The organism is Victivallis sp. (assembly GCF_048170485.1).
Classification (GTDB): domain Bacteria; phylum Verrucomicrobiota; class Lentisphaeria; order Victivallales; family Victivallaceae; genus Victivallis.
Genome location: NZ_DBEXAY010000006.1, coordinates 1 through 17251, shown reverse-complemented (window position 1 = coordinate 17251; position 17251 = coordinate 1). Strand labels below are relative to the sequence as shown.

Genomic DNA, 17251 nt, shown 5'->3' with positions numbered 1-17251 from the left:
AGCAATGCTAAAATGGAAGGCTTCAATAATAAAATCCGCTGGCTGATCAAACAGGCGTATGGCTTTCGGGATCGTGAATACTTCAAGTTGAAAATCTATCAACTCCCCGAAATTTCGAGCGTGAAAGAGGTGTGACTTATGGCAAGGACCGTCAATGAGACAAAAAAAATGGTGGAGCATAGCGGATTTGAACCGCTGACCCTCACACTGCCAGTGTGATGCTCTAGCCAACTGAGCTAATGCCCCATCGCATGAAATTAAATGTACCACCGGTTTGAGAGAAATGCAAACGCATTCCAGCAGAAAATCACGGGATTTTCGCTTTTTTTTCGCCGAATTCACTTCTCTGCTTGCATTTTTCCGGTTTTATCGTATCGTATCAAATCAGGATGTATGGAATAAGAAATGAGGAGTTGTTCCCTATGATTTCAGAAAAACAGACCTGGGACCTCGAGGTCCTCTACCCCTCCCCGGAAGCGTGGGAGAAGGATTTCAACCGGATCCGGCCGCTCGCGGAGGCCTTCCTCGCCTTCCGCGGACGCCTGGCCGAATCCCCCGCAGTCCTCCGCGACGCCATCGCCGCGCTCGACGACTTCGAACGGCTCGGCGAGAAGGTCTACACCTTCGCCCACCTCCGCTCCGATGAGAACACCGCCGACAACACCAACCGCGCCCGGGTCGACCGGGTCGAGGCGCTCTTCGCCTCGCTCTCCGACACCAGCGCCTGGTTCGAACCGGAGGTGATGGCCATTCCGGAGGAGACGATGAACGCCTTCCTCGATGCGCCCGAACTCGCCCTCTACCGCCGCAGTCTCGTCGAACTGCTGCGCGAAAAGCCGCACACCCTCTCCGAACCCGAGGAGCGGCTGCTCGGCACCCTGGGCGACGTGCTCGGATATCCCGACAAGACCTTCGAAATCCTCAACGACGCCGACCTCGACTTCGGCCGCGTGCGGGGCGAAGACGGCCGGATGACCGCTCTGACCCACGGCAGCTACCGCCGCTTCCTCGAATCGGCCGACCGTGATGTCCGCCGCCGGGCGTTCCGGAAGATGTTCGGCACCTATCACAAGTTCCGCAACACCTTCGCCACCACCCTCGACGGCGCGGTGAAACGCCACGTCGTCAGTGCCCGGATCCGCCACTACCCCTCGGCGCTCGCCCGCGCGCTGGCGCCGGACAATGTGCCGGAATCGGTCTACCGCGGCCTCATTTCGACCGTTCACAACGGCCTCGACGGCTTCTACGACTATATGAAACTGCGGCGCGAGGTGATGAATCTCGACAAGCTCGACATGTTCGATATGTACAATCCGCTGCTGCCCGCCTGCCGCCGGGAGTATGATTTCGCCGAGGCGGTGAAGCTGGTCCGGGAGGCGCTCGCGCCGCTCGGCGGGGAGTATGCGGAGAAGCTCTCGCTCGCCTTCTCCCAGCGCTGGATCGACGTGCCGGAGCGCCGCGGGAAACGTTCCGGAGCCTACTCCAGCGGCTGTTACGACAGCTATCCCTATCTGTTGCTCAACTACAATCGGACGCTGAACGACGTCTTCACGCTCGCGCACGAGCTGGGCCACTCGATGCACAGCTTCTACTCCAACGCGACCCAGCCCTACCATTACGCCGGGTACAGCATCTTTGTTGCGGAGGTGGCGAGCACCACCAATGAGATGCTGCTCTTCCGGCATCTGCTCGACCGGAGTTCCGACCGGGAGTTCCGGGCGTTCCTGCTCGGACACCTCGCCGACGAGATCCGCGGCACGATCTTCCGCCAGACGATGTTCGCCGAATTCGAACTGCTGGCGCATGAACTGGTTGAACAGGGGATTCCGCTCTCCGCCGATCTGCTCAATGAGAAGTACGCCGAACTCAACGCCCTCTACTACGGGCCGGAGGTCGATGCCGATCCGCTGATCGCGGTGGAGTGGGCGCGGATTCCCCACTTCTACTACAATTTCTACGTCTACAAGTACGCCACCGGCATGTCGGCGGCGATTCAGCTCGCGGAGCGCCTCGCTTCGGGCGACCCGGCCGGACGCGAAGCCTACTTCGGCTTCCTCAAGGCGGGCGATTCGAAGGATGTGCTCGACATCATGAAGGATGCGGGGGTGGATCTCTCCACGCCGGCTCCGGTCGAGGCGGCGCTCGGTTACTTCCGTTCGACGGTGGGGCAGCTCCGCCGCGAACTGGGCCGCTGAAATTCGGAAGAGGAGAGAAAACGATTCATGGCAAAGGAATTTTCCCGTTCCCTCCCGGCGCAGGCCGCGGCGCTCTCGGTGATCAATGCGGCGAAGGAGCATGGCTATCTCAAGGGACCGCTGGTGGCGGACCCGGTTCTGGCGGAGGCGGAGAAGGAGCTGTTTCTGGCGATGTTCCGCAGGCTGGCCGACCGGCGCCGGACCGGCGGGGAGGAGCTCACCTCCGACGAGATCTCCTCGCTCTTCACCTTCGTCTTCGCCCGGGCGGCGGAGGCGGTCACCAACATGGTCAACCGCCAGCCGAACAAATTCGAAATGCTCGGCATGTTCGACGGCAAGGTGCCGATCTGCGCCGACGACCGGCTGACCGGATGCTTCAAGAAGCTCGAACTGCCGGCCGACTGCGCGCGGGCCTACTGGTCCTGGTATCACGACGGCGCCGACGCCGGTCAGCGGAGCGGCGTCGACCCGATCCTGCCGCTTTTTGAAGCGCTCAAGTGGACCTTCCGCATTTCGTGCACCGTCGCGATCGAGAAACTTGAGGAGCTCGGCATCCGGCTGTGACCGGGTGTGCCGCCAAAAAGGAGGTCCCGGATGCGGAAGAGAGTGCGGAGCCGTGCGACGGTGCTCTGGTGCGTCGCCATCGTGCTTCTGGCGGCGCTTCCGGCGCTCCTGCTGCCGGCGGGCGCGGGCTGGATCACCGACAACGGCAACAAATACATCATCATGCGCAGTCTCGCCGAACACGGTTCGACGGCGATTGCCGCTCCGGCGGCGGAGCTCGATCCGGAGGGGAAATTCTTTCCGGACGGCGGATTCCACTTCCGGCGGTTCGACGGCGCGATGCGTTCGATCTATCCGGAGTACTTCCCGGCACTGTCACTGCCGTTCTACCGGCTCTTCGGAGAGCGCGGCGTGCTGGTGCTCCCGGCGCTCGGCGCGATGGCGGCGGCGCTGCTCTTCGGCGCCTGGCGGCGACGGATGGCGGCGGGGCTGATCCTGCTTGCGGGGACGCCGTTGCTCTTCTACGGCGGCACCTTCTGGGAGATGGCGCCGAACGTGCTTTTCGCGCTGACGGCAGTGATGCTCGCGGTGCGGCGGAAGCTGTTCCTCGCGGGGCTGGTGCTGGGCGCGGGGCTGATTCTGCGCGAGGAGATGTATTTTCTCGCCGCGGCGCTGGGGGCGGGGGTGCTCTTCGCCGAACCGCGGCGCTGGCGCGGCGTGTTCCGGTTCGGAATTGGATTTCTCGTCGCCGCGCTCCCGCTGCTGTTCTGGCAGTACCACTGTTACGGGCATGTGCTCGGTCTGCACGGTGCGCTCTACTACAGTCACAACCGGGTCGCTCCGCCGACGGTGTGGGAGCAACTTTCCGGATTCTTCGAAGGATGCTATCTCTATTTGTTTCAATTCAACGCGGGGGCGCCGGAGTTCCGCTGGTACTATCCGGTGCTGTTTTCTCCGATGCTGTTGATGGCGGCGGCGGGGGCCGCGCCCGGCTTCGGCGCCTGGCGGAACTTCAAGCACGGCGCGTTTGCGCTCTCTTCGGCGGCGTGGCTGGTGCTCGTGGTGATGCTCTGGCGCAATCCGGCTCCGGCGATGGCGGCGGGGGTGACGGTGGGGCTCTTCACCGGCACGCCGCTGATGGCGGGGTTTCTGCTGAACTGGCGGCCGCTGCTTCTGGGTGCGGAACGCTCCTCGCGGCTGCTCGCGGCGCTGGCGGTGGTCTATCTTCTGCTGACGCCGCCGCTGCTGACCCGGAGCGACATCGGCATCATCTGGGGGCCGCGCCACTTTCTCTGCGTGATGCCGGTGCTGTTGCTGCTGAGTTTCGAGGGGTGGCGCAAGCAGCGCAATGCGGAAATTCAGCAGTTGCTCGCGGCGGAAGGCCCCGGGCGGGCGGTGCGGAGCGGCCGGCGTTTCCTGCTGGTGCCGGCGCTGGCGCTGGGGTTTTCGCTCGCCATTGAACTCTTCGGCCTGCGGGCGCTCGCCGGAGTGACGGAGGAGACGGCGCGCCTGACCGGAACTCTGCGGGCGATGAAGCCGGAGGTGGTGATTTCGGACCTGTTCTTTCTGCCGGAACAGACGCCGCAGCTCTTCTTTGAAAAGCGGTGGCTTTTCGTCAAGGACGACGCTTCGGCGGCGGAGCTCCCGGCGCTTCTGGCGCGGCACGGCGTTCGCGAAGCGGTGCTGGTGCTGTCGCCGCGCTTCCGGAATCTGAGCGATGAGGCGCTGCGCCGCCTGCTTGCGTCGATGCCGCTGACGGCGCCGCCGGAACGGTTCCAGGCGCCGGTGAGCGGATTTCTCGAACTCTTCATCGGCAAAGTCCGTTTGCAATAAACGTATCTTACTGCTATATTGGAAACAAGCAAGAAAAACAGCCCCGCAGGAGGGCATGACAGAGAGGATTCCGGAGCGATATGGATCAGATTTTCGCCGTTCGGCTGGACAACGGCAGTACCTTGATAGTCAAAGCGGCCGAGGAGCTGGGGCTCCAGGCGCACGATCTGTGCGTGTTCCGGCGCGATTTCTACATCGATCTGGGGGAGATCCGCCGGGAGGTGGCGCCGCCGGAGAATCCCGGCGAACTGCCGACGGCGATCCGGAAGGCGGAGACCGCCGATCTGGCCACCGCCAATGAGAACGACGCCAAGGCGCGTTCCGCGATGCAGACGGCGCACCGGTTCGTCAGCAGTCTCGGGCTGGAGATGAAACTGTTGAACGCCCACTATTCGCTGGACGGCAAACTGGTGACGATTCAGTTCAGCGCCGACGGGCGGGTGGACTTCCGCGAACTGGTCAAGGAGCTTTCGCGGGCGCTCTGCACCCGGATTGAACTGCGCCAGATCGGCGTGCGCGACGAAACCGGAATTCACGGGGGCATCGCCGTCTGCGGCCAGCAGCTCTGCTGCTCCCGTTTCCTGAAGGAGTTCAATTCGATCAACGTCAAGATGGCCAAGGAGCAGGATCTTTCGCTGACCCCGGCGACCATCTCCGGTGTCTGCGGCCGGTTGAAGTGCTGTCTGAAATACGAACACGAAGGGTATCAGGAGCTGGAAAAGGGGATGCCGCGCCGCGGCGAATGGTGCGACACTCCCCAGGGGCGCGGCCGGATCAGCGACCACAATCTGCTCACCCGCAAGGTGTCGGTCACGCTCGAAAGCGGCAATGTGGTGCAGTTTTTGAAGGATGAGATCACCGTGGTGCCGTCGGAACGGCGTCCCGGCGGTGGTGGCAACGGCGGCGGTTCCCGGCGGAACCGTGACGGCGGCCGTCGGAACGGCTCCGGGCAGTCGCCGCGCCGCGGCGGGGATGCTGTGCCGGCGCCGAAGGAGGGGGCCGGCGGCGGCACCGGGGCGGCGGAAAGAGTCTGGAGTTCCCCGGTCTCGATCGATACTGTGCGCTCGACGCCGCCGGGTTCCTGCCCGGGGAGGGGGAGACGCCCGCGGAATTTCTCGCGCGGGTGGAGGCGATTCTGGATGCCCACCGGGCGTTCGAAACCGAGCTTGCCGAAAAGGGGGAGCTGGTGGTATTCGATGGAATCCGGGTGCGCGCCTCCGACCGGATTCCGGCGGAGATCATTGACGAGGCCGGAGAGGTGACCGGCCGGCTCTACGATTTTCAGGTGCGCCATGTGCCGGGATTCTTTCTTTCGCGGGATGTCGGGCTGCTCTGGGGGGGCTGTCTGATCGCCGACACCGAGCTGCCGCTGTCGATTTTTCTGATTCGCGGCGCATTCCGCACCCGGGAGCGGTGGCTCTTCTACAACCGCCGCGAACTGCTTGCCCACGAACTCTGCCATTCGATGCGGCAGAGTCTGCATGAGATCACGCTGGAGGAGCACTTCGCCTACCAGACCAGTCCGAGCCGGCTGCGCCGCTACCTCGGGAACTGTTTCATCCGGGAGCGCGACGCGATCTGTTTTATTGTGCCGGCGCTGCTGCTGTTGTGCGCCCAGTTTGCGCAGACCTTCTGGCTGCCGCGGCTGCCGGTCTGGCCGTTCTGGCCGGTGGCGCTGGCCTATCCGGCGTTTCTGCTGCTGCGGAACATGGTGTCGCGGCAACTGGTCACCCGTGCGGCGCGGAAGCTGATTCAATTCGGCGTGGCGCGTCCCGGCCCGGTGCTGTTCCGCTGTACGCGGGAGGAGCTCCGGCAACTGGGGGAGCTTGCCGCGCAAGAGGATTTTGAGAAATTTGTCGATCGCCGGGCGGGGGAGGAGTTGCGCTGGGCGATCATCCGCCGTCGTTTTATGCAATCGGAACCGGGAGGAACCACCGATGAAACTTGTCGAACTGACCCAATTTCTGGATCGTGAACTCAATCTGGAGGCGTTCCGCCAGGATCACTCCAACAACGGCCTTCAGGTGGAGGGTTCCGCCGAAGTGCGGCGCGCGGCATTCGCCGTGGACGCCTGTCTGGCGACCTTCGAACTGGCGGCGGAGAAGGGGGTTGATTTTCTCTTCGTCCACCATGGGTTGAGCTGGGGGGCGGAGCCGCGCCGTTTCACCGGGGTCACCGCCCGTCGGCTCCGGACTCTGTTCAACGCCGGAATCAGCCTCTACGCCGCGCATCTGCCGCTGGACGCCAACCCGGTGTTCGGCAACAATGCGGAGCTCTCCCGGCTCGCCGGGTTGATTGAAACCGAGCCCTACTGTCTCTACGACGGGGTGAAGATCGGCCGGATCGGAGACCTGCCGTCGCCGCGTCCGCTGCCGGAGATCGCCGCGCGGCTGGAGCGGGAACTGAAGACGGCGGCGCAGATCTGCGGCGAGCCGGAGTCGACGGTGTCGCGGATCGCCGTGGTCTCCGGAGGCGGCGGCATGGACGCGCTGGAGCAGGCGGCTTCTGCCGGAGCGGATCTGCTCATCACCGGGGAGCTCACGCACGTCATGTTTCACTGCGCCCGGGAGCTCGGGGTGAAGGTGCTTGCATTCGGTCATTATGCGACGGAGACCGTCGGCCCGCAGGCGCTGATGCGGCACGTCGGAGGGAAGTTCCCGCTCGAGCTCACCTTCCTGGATTTCCCGACCGGTCTCTGAGGCGGGCCGGGAATGAACGGCGCGGAAAAAGGAAAGAAGACAAAAAAAAGAAAGCAGGCTTTATACTCTCGCGTGACAGATGTACAATAAGCTCAAAAGAGAACCCGATGCGTAACTTGTTCCGAGACTGACCTGCTTTCTGGTATTCACTATATACCGTCGGCGGCCAAAGTCAAGTGATTTCGGGAAAAAATTTGTAGGATTTCCGAACTATCTGTTTTTTCTTGAAAAAAATTTGGAGAAAAGTTTGCAAAAGCTCAAAAACAGGTTATGTTAATAATCTGTTGTCATCGGTAATTGATCCGGTGGGTTGATAGCTCAGTCGGTAGAGCATCGCCCTTTTAAGGCGGTGGTCCCGGGTTCGAGCCCCGGTCAACCCACCATTTTTACGATACTTTTAAAGCAACATAAAAATATTCTCCGGGCCGGATTCCGGCGGAAGAAGCGAGGAACAAGATGAGCAAGTTTTGCGAAATGTGCGGCAAGGGCAAGGCCCATGGCGGCTGCATCACCCGCAAGGGTCTGGCGAAAAAGGCCGGCGGAATCGGTATGCACGTTGTGAAGAACGTCAAACGGACCTTCGAGGCGAATCTCCAGAACGTCAAGATTGTCGACGGCGGCACGGTCCGCACCGTCAAGATGTGCGTTCGCTGCATCCGTACCGGCAACTTCACCAAGGCGTAATCCGCATTCTGTGAAGTTGTATCAGAAAAAGGCGGACGAGTGATTTCTCGTCCGCTTTTTGTGTTTTTAACGAAGAGCGGAGCTGTTCTATGTTGGGGCTGGGAGACGCATCCACCGCGGCGGCGCTGATTCTCTGCGTCGCCGTCACGCTGTTCGGGGTGGTCTACGGAATCGTCAACTGGAATTCCGGCGGCCCGGATGATCTCGCTCCGGAACGGCCGAAACGCCGCCGCAGACGGCGCCGCCATCGGAGAGGGCAGCCGCAAAAATGAGTCAGTTTCTTCCTTTCCTTGCGGCGGCCTCCGCCGGAACCGGCGGCATGAACACGCTGATCCTCGGCGCGCTGATTGCCGTTTACATGCTCTTCATCGGCTATCTCGGCTACCGCGGTTTCCGCCGGACGAAGAACAGCGGCGACTATCTGCTCGCCGGGCGTTCGGCCCATCCTTTCGTCATGGCGATGAGCTACGGGGCCGCCTTCATCAGCACCTCGGCACTGGTCGGATTCGGCGGCATCGCCGGGCAGTTCGGCATGGGGCTGATGTGGCTGGTGTTCATGAACATCGCCATCGGCATCGTCGTCGCATTCATCTTCTTCGGGCGGCGCACCCGCTGCATGGGGCTGGCGCTGGATGCGCACACCTTCCCGGAATTCATGGGGAACCGTTTCGATTCGCGCGGCCTCAAGGTGTTTCTCGCCCTGGTCATCTTCCTCTTCATGCCGCTCTATTCGAGCGTCGTGCTGATCGGCGGGGCGCGCTTTCTCGAGGAGGTGATGCAGATCGACTACGGCTGGGCGCTCGGCGTCTTCGCCGCGGTGGTCGCGGTCTACGTCGTCTTCGGCGGCCTCAAGGGCGTGATGTACGTCGACGCGATGATGGGCACGATCATGATCGTCGGAATGGTCTCTCTGCTGGTGATGTGTTACTGGAAGCTCGGCGGCGTGGTGAGCGCTCATCAAGCGCTGACCGACATGGCCCCGCTGGTGGCGGAGCGGCTGCCGCAGGAGGCGCAGCTCGGCCACGTCGGCTGGACCGCGATGCCCCGCTTCAACTCGATCTGGTGGTGGACTCTGGTGTCGAGTCTGATGCTCGGCGTCGGCATCGGCGCGCTGGCGCAGCCGCAGCTGGCGGTCCGCTTCATGACGGTGCAGAGCAGCCGGGAACTCAACCGGGCGGTGCTGATCGGCTCGGTCTTCATCCTGCTGACGGTGGGGTCGGCCTACATGGTCGGAGCGCTCTCCAACGTCTTCTTCTACTACACCGACCGGGGGATCGCCGAAGGGATCGGCGGCAAGCTCGCCATCGAAGCGGCCGGGGGGAATCCCGACCTCATCATCCCGCTCTTCATCCGCGAGGCGCTGCCGCCGGTGATTCTCTACATCTTTTCGCTGACACTGCTGTCGGCGGCGATGTCGACGTTGAGTTCGCTCTTCCACGTGACCGGTTCTGCGATCGGGCACGACCTCTTCCGCAACCTGGCGGGGGTCCGTCGTGACAGCACGCTCATCACCCGGCTGGGGGTGGTGTTCGGCATCGTGGTGAGTGTGATCCTCGGCGTGGTTCTGCCGCCCGGCATCATCGCCCGCGGCACGGCGATCTTCTTCGGCGTCTGCGCGGCGGCGTTCCTGCCGGCCTACTGGGCGGCGCTCTACTGGCGCGGCGCGACCCGGGCGGGGGTCTGGGCGAGCATGGCGACCGGGGTGGGGGCGAGTCTTTTCGGGCTCTTCTTCCTCCACCGCAAGGAGTCGGCGGCGCTCGGAGTCTGTGAACTGCTCTTCGGCCGGACGGAGCTCATTTCGTCGTTTCCGTGGCCGTATGTGGATACTTTCGTCTATTCACTGCCGCTTTCGCTGGCGGTGTTGTTCGTGGTGAGTTGTTTCACCCGTCCGCTCCCGAAGGAGCACCTCAAACGTTGTTTCAAATCAGTTCAATCATAGCAAACCGGTGGAGATCATGGAATTTCAGGCAGTTTCCAATCAGGTCGACTTCCCGAAGCTGGAGTGCGAAATCCTCAAATTCTGGCAGGAGTCGGAAATTTTTCACAAATCGCTCGAACAGCGCCGCGGCGGCGATGAATTCGTCTTCTACGACGGCCCGCCGTTCGCCACCGGGCTGCCGCACTACGGCCACCTGCTCGCCGGAACCATCAAGGATGTGGTGCCGCGCTACCAGACGATGCGCGGCAAGTACGTCGAGCGGCGCTTCGGCTGGGACTGCCACGGGCTGCCGGTCGAGAACGAGATGGAGAAACAGCTCAATCTCTCCAGCAAGCGGGACATCGAGGCGTACGGCATCGACAAGTTCAACGAGGCGTGCCGTTCGATCGTGCTGCGCTACACCGCCGAGTGGGAGAAGGTGGTCGGGCGGATGGGCCGCTGGGTGGATTTCCGCAACGGTTACCGCACGATGGACCGCAGTTTCATGGAGTCGATCTGGTGGGTCTTCAAGAACCTCTGGGATCAGGGACTGGTCTACGAGGGGTATAAAATTCTGCCCTACTGCCCGCGTTGCGCGACGCCGCTGTCGAACTTCGAGGCGAATCAGGGCTACCGCGAGGTGGTGGATCCGGCGATCACCATCCGCTTCCGGGTGGCGGACCGGGAGAACACCTACTTCCTGGCCTGGACGACCACGCCGTGGACGCTCCCCTCGAACCTCGCGCTGACCGTCGGCCCCGATATCGATTACGTCGAAGTCCGGGACGGCGACGACCATTACATTCTGGCCGAGGCGCGGGTCGGCGTCTACTACAAGGAGAAGCCGGAGATCCTCTGGCGCGGCAAGGGTTCCGAACTGGTCGGCCGCCGCTATGAGCCGCTCTTCCCCTACTTCGCCGACCTGGCCGCGAAGGGGGCGTTCCAGGTGCTGGCCGGCTCCTTCGTCAGCACCGAGGATGGTACCGGAATCGTCCACACCGCGCCGGGCTTCGGTGAGGACGACAACGCGGTCTGCAAGGCGGCGGGACTTCCCGAAGTCTGCCCGATCGACGAGGAGTGCCGCTTCACCGCCGAGGTGCCCGACTATCAGGGGCGCCCGGTCAAATCGACCGACAAGGAGATCATCGACCGGCTGAAAGCGGAGGGAAAACTCATCCACCGCGGCCAGATTAAGCACAGTTATCCGCACTGCTGGCGCGACGACGGTCCGCTGATCTACCGGGCGATCTCGACCTGGTTCGTCAAGGTCGAGGCGATCAAGGATAAGATGATCCGGAACAATCAGCAGATCAACTGGGTTCCGGCGCACCTGCGCGACGGCCGGTTCGGCAAGTGGCTGGAGAACGCCCGCGACTGGGCGATCAGCCGCAACCGCTACTGGGGGACCCCGCTGCCGATCTGGCGCAACGCCGAGGGCGAAGTGATCGTGGTCGGCAGTGCCGCCGAGCTGGAGAAGCTCACCGGCAAGAAGATCGACGACCTGCACAAGCACTTCATGGATAAGATCGAAATTCCGTCGCCGACCGGCAAGTCGCCGCTGCGGCGGGTGCCGGAGGTGTTCGACTGCTGGTTTGAATCCGGTTCGATGCCGTACGCTCAGCAGCACTATCCGTTTGAGAACAAACAGCATTTCGAGGAAAATTTCCCGGCGGACTTCATCGCCGAGGGGCTCGACCAGACCCGTGGATGGTTCTATACGCTGGTGGTGCTGGCGACGGCGCTCTTCGACCAGCCGCCGTTCCGCAACGTGGTGGTCAACGGGCTGGTGCTGGCCGAGAACGGGCAGAAGATGTCCAAGCGGCTGCGGAACTACCCCGACCCGATGGTGGTGATCGACCGCTACGGCGCCGACGCGCTGCGGCTCTTCATGCTCGGCAGCCAGGTGGTGCGCGCCGAGGATCTCAAGTTCTCCGAAACGGGGGTCAAGGAGATCCTGCGCGGCATCATGATCCCGATGTGGAACGCGCTCTCCTTCTTCACGACCTACGCGAGCGTGGACCACTACAATCCGGGCGAAGGGGAGGTCCGGCCGCCGGCGCACCCGTCGAACGTGCTCGACCGCTGGATTCTGAGCTCCGCTTCGCAGATGGTCGAGGAGGTGCGCACCGAGCTTGACGCCTACAATCTGCAAAAGGCGGCGAACCGGTTCAGCCGGTTCATCGACGACCTGACCAACTGGTACATCCGCCGGAGCCGCCGCCGTTTCTGGAAGTCGAGCGACGACCGCGACAAGCAGGAGGCGTACGCGACGCTGCACTATGTGCTGCTGGTCTTTGCGAAGACGGCGGCGCCGTTCATCCCCTTCACCACCGAAGCGATCTACCGGGCGCTGCGGACGCCGTCGATGCCGGAATCGGTCCACCTCTGCGACTACCCGGTGCCGGACGACTGCCGCGACGAGTTCCTCGAGCGGCAGATGGCGCTGACGATGAGCGCGGTCTCTTCGGGGCGGTTCCTGCGCACCGCGCACAATCTGAAAGTGCGCCAGCCGCTGCTTCGCGCGGTGCTGGTTCCCGGCAGTCCGGAGGCGCGGCAGATGCTGGAGGCGACCGCATCGATCATCGCCGAGGAGCTGAACGTCAAGAACGTCGAATTCAGCGACGACGAAGAGGCGCTGGTCCACCGGAGCTGCAAGGCGAACTTCAAGGCGCTGGGCAGCCGGCTCGGCAAAAACATGAAGGCGGCCGCGGCGAAAATCGAGGCCTTCTCCGGGCGGGAGATCGGTGAAATTCTTTCCGGCAAACCGCAGACGATCACCCTGCCGGACGGAAGCACGGCGGAGATCAGCGCCGCGGATCTGGTCATCCGGCGCGAGGAGAAGCCGGGGCTGGTGGCCGCGAGCGAAGGCGGCGTCACCATCGCGCTGGCGACCGAACTCACCCGCGAGCTGGAGGAGGAGGGGTTCGCCCGCGAACTGGTGAGCCGCATTCAGGGGCTGCGCCGGGATCTGATGCTCGAAGTGACCGACCGGATCCGGATTTTCTGCCGGGTGCCGGAGGAGTGGCGTTCCGCCGTGGATCACTATCGCAACTACATCTGCGGCGAAACCCTCGCGGAGGAGCTCTCCGCGGAGCCGACGGCGGAGATGCAGGAGCTGGAGATCAACGGCGCCGCCTGCCAGGTTGCCGTCGTGAAAGCGTGACGCGATGACCTCCCGTACCCGGAACGGCCTGATTCTGGCGGCCCTGCTGGTTCTGGCAGGGGCCGCACTGCTGATCCACCAGGTCCGAAGCGAACGGCAGCTGGAGAAGTTCCAGCAGGCGTTTCCGATCATGGGGACTCTGGCGGGCTTCACCTTTTACGCCGAACCGGAACAGTCGGCGGCGGCGGCGAAGGCGGCCCGCGCGGCGTTCGACCGGGTGACGGAGCTGGCGAACCTCTACAATCCGGAGAGCGAGCTGGCCCGGCTGAACCGGAGCGCGGCAACGGCTCCGTTCGCCTGTTCCGACGAGCTGTGGCTGATGCTCTCCGAGGCGCGGCAGGCGTACGAGTTCAGCGGTGGCGCGTTCGACATCACGGCGAAGCCGCTGATGGATCTGTGGGGATTCTACCGGCGGCGGGGAGATGCCCTGCCGACCGCCGCCGAGACCGCCGCCGCCCGGGCCCGGGTCGGACTGGAGAAGGTGATCTTCGACGATGAAAATCAGACGGTGAAGTTCACCGTGCCGGGGATGGCGTTCGACCTCGGCGGCATTGCCAAAGGGTATGCGGTGGATGCCGCCTGCGACGCCGCCGTCGACTGCGGTGTGCGCCGCGGCATCATCGATCTCGGCGGGAATCTCCGGCTGATGCCGCTGCCGCCGCCGGGGAGGCTGTTCTACCGGGTCGGCATCCGCGATCCGCGCGACCGTTATTCGGTGCTGCCGGAGGTGATCGAGCTGCGCAACGCGGCGCTTTCGACCAGCGGCGACTACGAACGTTTCGTCACCATCGGCGGGAAACGTTACGGGCACATCATGGATCCGGTGGCGGGTCATCCGACGCAGGCGGAGAATTCGGTGACGGTGATCGCGCCGTCGGCGATGCTGGCGGACTGGCTTTCGACGACGCTCTTTCTGCGGCCGGAGCTGGCGGAACGGGCGGAGCGGGAGTTCCCCGGGGTGCAGGTGGTGATCGCCGAGTAGTCCGGAAAAGTGGAAAATTCCGCGTGCCTTTCCGGCGGTTCCGGTTGAAAAAGCCGGGTTCGGAGGGCATGTTATAAGAGAGAGAATTCAAACGGTTTCATATGGCGAAGGAGAGGATGTTCCGATGAAAGATCTGATCAACAAGGCGAATGTGCTGGTCGAGGCACTCCCCTACATTCAGCGTTTCCGCAACTCCATCGTGGTAATTAAGTTCGGCGGAAGTTCGATGGAGGATCCCGAACTGGTCCGCAGCACGATGCGCGACATTGTGCTGCTCGAGGCGATCGGCATCCGTCCGGTGGTGGTGCATGGCGGCGGCAAGGCGATTTCGGCCGAACTGCGGCGGCAGGAGATTCCGGTGCGGTTCGTCAACGGGTTGCGCTTCACCTGTGAGCGGACCATCCGGATCGTCGACGACGTGCTGCACAACACGGTCAACCGCGAACTGGTCCGGCTCGGCAAGGAGTGCGGCGGCGCGATGATCGGGATTTCCGGGAAACAGGTGCTCAAGGCGGAACGGACCGTGTCGGTCGACCCGATCACCGGCGAGAAACAGGATATCGGTTTTGTCGGCGAGATCACCGGCGTCAACGTCGCGCCGATCATGGAGGCGATCGAAGCCGGACTCGTGCCGGTGGTGACGCCGCTCGGCACCGGGCTGGACGGGCAGATTTACAACATCAACGCCGATATCGCGGCCTGCCGGATTGCGGAAGCGATTCACGCGCGCAAGCTGGTGTTTCTGAGCGACGTTCCGGGAATTCTCGCCGACTGCACGGATGAAACATCGGTCATTCCGACCATCCGCACCGATGAGATGGATGAGCTGATTCAGCGGAAGATCATCTCCGGCGGCATGCTGCCGAAACTGCGCAGCTGCGTCAACGCGCTCAACGCCGGAATCAACAAGGTCCACCTGATCGACGGGCGGGTCATGCACACGCTGTTGTTGGAGATCTTCACCGACCACGGCGTCGGCACGCAGATCGTCCGCCCCGATTCGGTGATGTGAGCCGGCGATGGGGTTGAAGCGATCCATTGTGCTTGCCGGAATCAAGCATTGCGGCAAGAGCACGCTGGGGGCACTGCTCGCCCGTCGCTACGGAGTGACATTCATCGACACCGACCGGGAGCTGGAGGAGCGTTTCCGTGCGGAGAGCGGGCGGGAGCTCGCCACGCGCGAAATCTTCCGGGAGTTCGGCGCGGAGAAATTCCGCAAATTCGAAGCGGCGGTGATCGGCGCATTGGCGAAAAAGGCGGCTGAGCCGCGGATTGTCGCACTCGGCGGCGGTGTGCCTGCCAACCGTTTCGTCGAGCCGGAGGCGTTGCGTTCGCTGGGGTTCCAGGTCTATCTGGCGATTCAGCCGGAGCTTGCCTATGCACGGGTACTGCGGAACGGGTTGCCGCCGTTTCTGGCCGGAGCGGCCGACCCGTTCGCGGAGTTCTGCCGACTGAACCGGGAACGCGAACCGTTTTACCTCAAATACGCCGATCTGGTCTGGCCGGTGGACCGGGAGATTCCCGCTCCGGCGGCGGCCGGGGCGCTGGCGGAAAAATTGGAACAGGAGTGGAATATACTATGAGCGGCAATACCTTTGGAGAACTTTTCCGGGTTACCACCTTCGGGGAATCGCACGGGCCGGGGCTCGGTGTGGTGGTTGACGGCGTTCCCGCCGGAATCCGGATTGACGAAGCGCTGATTCAGCGTGATCTCGACCGGCGGCGGCCGGGGCAGTCCCGGGTGAGCACTGCGCGCCGCGAGGCGGACAAGGTGGAGATCCTTTCCGGCGTCTTTGAGGGGGTTTCCACCGGGACTCCCATCGGGATGATCATCCGCAACAACGACCAGCGGAGCCAGGATTACGGGAAACTGGCGGAACTTTTCCGCCCCGGCCACGCGGATCTGACCTTTTTCCGCAAGTATGGTATTCGCGACTACCGGGGGGGCGGCCGCTCCTCCGGGCGCGAGACTTCGATGCGGGTTGCCGCCGGAGCGCTGGCGAAGATGTTTCTCGCTTCGCTGGGGGTGTCGGTCCGCGCCTGCGCGATGATGATCGGCGGCGTGTGGGCCGAAACGGTCGACTGGAACGAGGTGGAGAACAACATCGTGCGTTCCCCCGACCCGGTGGCGGCGGAGAAGATGGTCGCGGCGATCCGTGCCGCGCAGAGCGAGCGCGACAGCGTCGGCGGCATCATCTGCTGCGAAGCGCGCGGCGTGCCGGCGGGCTGGGGCGAGCCGGTCTTCGACAAGCTCGACGCGATGCTCGCGCACGCCGTTCTGTCGATCGGCGGAATCAAGGGAATCGAAATCGGCGCCGGTTTCGCCGCGTCGGGGCGGCGCGGCAGTGAGAACAACGACCCGATTCTGCCGGAGGGATTCGGTTCCAACAACGCCGGCGGCATCCTGGGCGGTATTTCGAACGGCGACGTCATCACCTTCCGCGCGGCGATGAAGCCGACCTCCTCGATTGCGAAGAAGCAGCGCACGATCAACAAGGCGGGCGAAGCGATCGAAGTCGAAGTGCTGGGCCGTCACGATCCCTGCCTGGTGCCGCGTGCGGTGCCGGTGGTCGAAGCGATGACGGCGCTGGTTCTCGCCGATCTGGCGCTGCGCAACCGGGCCGCACGGCTCTAAGCGCGAAGCGGCGGGTTCCGGATCAGCCGGCGGGGAAGAGGGCGCGTTCCAGCGCCTCCGCGCCGGTGAAGCGGAGCGCGTTCCAGCCGAACTGTGCGGCGCCTGCGATCAGTTCCGGGCGGTCGTCGACGTAGAGAACGGGGCGGCCGAACCGGGATTCGAACGCTTCGAACATGGCGCGGGCGGGTTTGCGTGCTCCGACTTCAAAGCTGTAGATCCCTTCCGGAACCATGGCGGCGGCGGCGAACTTCCGCCGTACTTCCGCAAGATGCAGTGCCGAGGTGTCGGAGAAGAAGACCGGCTGGATGCCGCGCGCGGGTAGCGAAGCGACAAGTTCATTCATGCCGGGCAGAGGTTCCCCGATGATGGCGGCGAGGGCGGCGGCGAGTTCCGCATCGGAGAGGGAGGTGCCGGTCAGGTTTCGTGCGGCGGCGAGAAATTCCGCGTCGGAGAGGCGTCCGCATTCGAACTCCTCGACGCCGAGCCGCAGCAGTTCCGGAGGCACTTCGGCGGCGCTCCGGAAGCCGAGGCGGGCGAAGCACCGTTCGGGATGGATCGAGAGGCAGACCTGGCCAATGTCCAGCGCCAGAAATTTTTTCTTCATGAAAAGCTCCTGTTGAAATTTTCCATATCATAGC

General features: G+C 63.5%; 16 protein-coding genes and 2 tRNA genes. 16 read left to right on the top strand and 2 right to left on the bottom strand.

The genetic code is table 11. From position 1 onward, the window contains the following. Positions 1 to 12: 12 nt before the first annotated feature. Positions 13 to 135 (top strand): transposase, encoded by a 123-nt coding sequence (locus tag ACMLHG_RS00325; RefSeq protein ID WP_417169153.1) that lies wholly within the window; start codon positions 13 to 15, stop codon positions 133 to 135. A gap of 34 nt (positions 136 to 169) precedes the next feature. On the opposite strand, the gene ACMLHG_RS00320 is transcribed toward ACMLHG_RS00325, so the two are convergent. Continuing rightward, positions 170 to 246 (bottom strand) — tRNA-Ala (locus ACMLHG_RS00320). A 176-nt stretch (positions 247 to 422) separates the two neighbouring features. On the opposite strand from ACMLHG_RS00320, the gene pepF reads away from it, so the two are divergent. From pepF to aroC, 15 genes are all read left to right on the top strand, one after another. After that, positions 423 to 2195, top strand: a complete 1773-nt coding sequence (gene pepF, locus ACMLHG_RS00315; RefSeq protein ID WP_417169152.1) for an oligoendopeptidase F — start codon at positions 423 to 425, stop codon at positions 2193 to 2195. Positions 2196 to 2222: 27 nt separating this feature from the next. Then, positions 2223 to 2759: a hypothetical protein gene (locus ACMLHG_RS00310; protein ID WP_294436863.1), complete on the top strand. Its 537-nt coding sequence runs from the start codon at positions 2223 to 2225 to the stop codon at positions 2757 to 2759. A 30-nt stretch (positions 2760 to 2789) separates the two neighbouring features. Next, a complete protein-coding gene (locus ACMLHG_RS00305) occupies positions 2790 to 4532 on the top strand; it encodes a hypothetical protein (RefSeq protein ID WP_417169151.1) in 1743 nt (580 codons plus the stop codon). Between the two features lie 80 nt (positions 4533 to 4612). Then, positions 4613 to 5794 carry a PSP1 domain-containing protein gene (locus tag ACMLHG_RS00300; protein ID WP_417169150.1) on the top strand — a complete coding sequence of 394 codons (1182 nt, stop codon included), beginning with the start codon at positions 4613 to 4615 and terminating at the stop codon, positions 5792 to 5794. Then, positions 5719 to 6507 (top strand): hypothetical protein, encoded by a 789-nt coding sequence (locus ACMLHG_RS00295; protein WP_417169149.1) that lies wholly within the window; start codon positions 5719 to 5721, stop codon positions 6505 to 6507. Before ACMLHG_RS00300 ends, ACMLHG_RS00295 begins: the two co-directional genes overlap by 76 nt. After that, positions 6470 to 7231 carry a Nif3-like dinuclear metal center hexameric protein gene (locus tag ACMLHG_RS00290; protein ID WP_295811792.1) on the top strand — a complete coding sequence of 254 codons (762 nt, stop codon included), beginning with the start codon at positions 6470 to 6472 and terminating at the stop codon, positions 7229 to 7231. Before ACMLHG_RS00295 ends, ACMLHG_RS00290 begins: the two co-directional genes overlap by 38 nt. 307 nt (positions 7232 to 7538) lie before the next feature. Beyond that, positions 7539 to 7614 (top strand) — tRNA-Lys (locus tag ACMLHG_RS00285). Positions 7615 to 7687: 73 nt separating this feature from the next. Beyond that, positions 7688 to 7915, top strand: coding sequence for a large ribosomal subunit protein bL28 (locus ACMLHG_RS00280; protein WP_294436853.1), 228 nt, complete (start codon positions 7688 to 7690; stop codon positions 7913 to 7915). A gap of 89 nt (positions 7916 to 8004) precedes the next feature. Beyond that, positions 8005 to 8187, top strand: a complete 183-nt coding sequence (locus ACMLHG_RS00275) for a symporter small accessory protein (protein ID WP_295811786.1) — start codon at positions 8005 to 8007, stop codon at positions 8185 to 8187. Positions 8188 to 8234: 47 nt separating this feature from the next. Further along, the gene (locus ACMLHG_RS00270; protein WP_367170089.1) at positions 8235 to 9854 is read left to right on the top strand and encodes a sodium:solute symporter family protein; all 1620 of its coding nucleotides are present in this window, start codon (positions 8235 to 8237) and stop codon (positions 9852 to 9854) included. A gap of 16 nt (positions 9855 to 9870) precedes the next feature. Beyond that, positions 9871 to 12996 (top strand): isoleucine--tRNA ligase, encoded by a 3126-nt coding sequence (ileS, locus tag ACMLHG_RS00265; RefSeq protein WP_417169148.1) that lies wholly within the window; start codon positions 9871 to 9873, stop codon positions 12994 to 12996. A gap of 4 nt (positions 12997 to 13000) precedes the next feature. Beyond that, a complete protein-coding gene (locus ACMLHG_RS00260; RefSeq protein ID WP_294436844.1) occupies positions 13001 to 13978 on the top strand; it encodes an FAD:protein FMN transferase in 978 nt (325 codons plus the stop codon). Between the two features lie 124 nt (positions 13979 to 14102). Then, positions 14103 to 14990, top strand: coding sequence for an acetylglutamate kinase (gene argB, locus ACMLHG_RS00255; RefSeq protein ID WP_417169147.1), 888 nt, complete (start codon positions 14103 to 14105; stop codon positions 14988 to 14990). A gap of 13 nt (positions 14991 to 15003) precedes the next feature. After that, positions 15004 to 15561, top strand: coding sequence for a shikimate kinase (locus tag ACMLHG_RS00250; protein WP_417169146.1), 558 nt, complete (start codon positions 15004 to 15006; stop codon positions 15559 to 15561). Then, on the top strand, positions 15558 to 16613 hold the full coding sequence (gene aroC, locus ACMLHG_RS00245) for a chorismate synthase (protein ID WP_294436838.1): 1056 nt from the start codon (positions 15558 to 15560) through the stop codon (positions 16611 to 16613). Before ACMLHG_RS00250 ends, aroC begins: the two co-directional genes overlap by 4 nt. A 22-nt stretch (positions 16614 to 16635) precedes the next feature. On the opposite strand, the gene ACMLHG_RS00240 is transcribed toward aroC, so the two are convergent. Beyond that, positions 16636 to 17217 carry an HAD family hydrolase gene (locus ACMLHG_RS00240; protein WP_295811773.1) on the bottom strand — a complete coding sequence of 194 codons (582 nt, stop codon included), beginning with the start codon at positions 17215 to 17217 and terminating at the stop codon, positions 16636 to 16638. Positions 17218 to 17251 lie beyond the last annotated feature (34 nt).

Coding starts and splice junctions, on each gene's coding strand:
- ACMLHG_RS00275 (WP_295811786.1), top strand. CDS start 8,005: ATGTTGGGGCTGGGAGACGCATCCACCGCGGCGGCGCTGATTCTCTGC.
- pepF (WP_417169152.1), top strand. CDS start 423: ATGATTTCAGAAAAACAGACCTGGGACCTCGAGGTCCTCTACCCCTCC.
- ACMLHG_RS00310 (WP_294436863.1), top strand. CDS start 2,223: ATGGCAAAGGAATTTTCCCGTTCCCTCCCGGCGCAGGCCGCGGCGCTC.
- ACMLHG_RS00300 (WP_417169150.1), top strand. CDS start 4,613: ATGGATCAGATTTTCGCCGTTCGGCTGGACAACGGCAGTACCTTGATA.
- ACMLHG_RS00270 (WP_367170089.1), top strand. CDS start 8,235: ATGAACACGCTGATCCTCGGCGCGCTGATTGCCGTTTACATGCTCTTC.
- ACMLHG_RS00280 (WP_294436853.1), top strand. CDS start 7,688: ATGAGCAAGTTTTGCGAAATGTGCGGCAAGGGCAAGGCCCATGGCGGC.
- ACMLHG_RS00240 (WP_295811773.1), bottom strand. CDS start 17,217: ATGAAGAAAAAATTTCTGGCGCTGGACATTGGCCAGGTCTGCCTCTCG.
- ACMLHG_RS00305 (WP_417169151.1), top strand. CDS start 2,790: ATGCGGAAGAGAGTGCGGAGCCGTGCGACGGTGCTCTGGTGCGTCGCC.
- aroC (WP_294436838.1), top strand. CDS start 15,558: ATGAGCGGCAATACCTTTGGAGAACTTTTCCGGGTTACCACCTTCGGG.
- ACMLHG_RS00290 (WP_295811792.1), top strand. CDS start 6,470: ATGAAACTTGTCGAACTGACCCAATTTCTGGATCGTGAACTCAATCTG.
- argB (WP_417169147.1), top strand. CDS start 14,103: ATGAAAGATCTGATCAACAAGGCGAATGTGCTGGTCGAGGCACTCCCC.
- ACMLHG_RS00260 (WP_294436844.1), top strand. CDS start 13,001: ATGACCTCCCGTACCCGGAACGGCCTGATTCTGGCGGCCCTGCTGGTT.
- ileS (WP_417169148.1), top strand. CDS start 9,871: ATGGAATTTCAGGCAGTTTCCAATCAGGTCGACTTCCCGAAGCTGGAG.
- ACMLHG_RS00325 (WP_417169153.1), top strand. CDS start 13: ATGGAAGGCTTCAATAATAAAATCCGCTGGCTGATCAAACAGGCGTAT.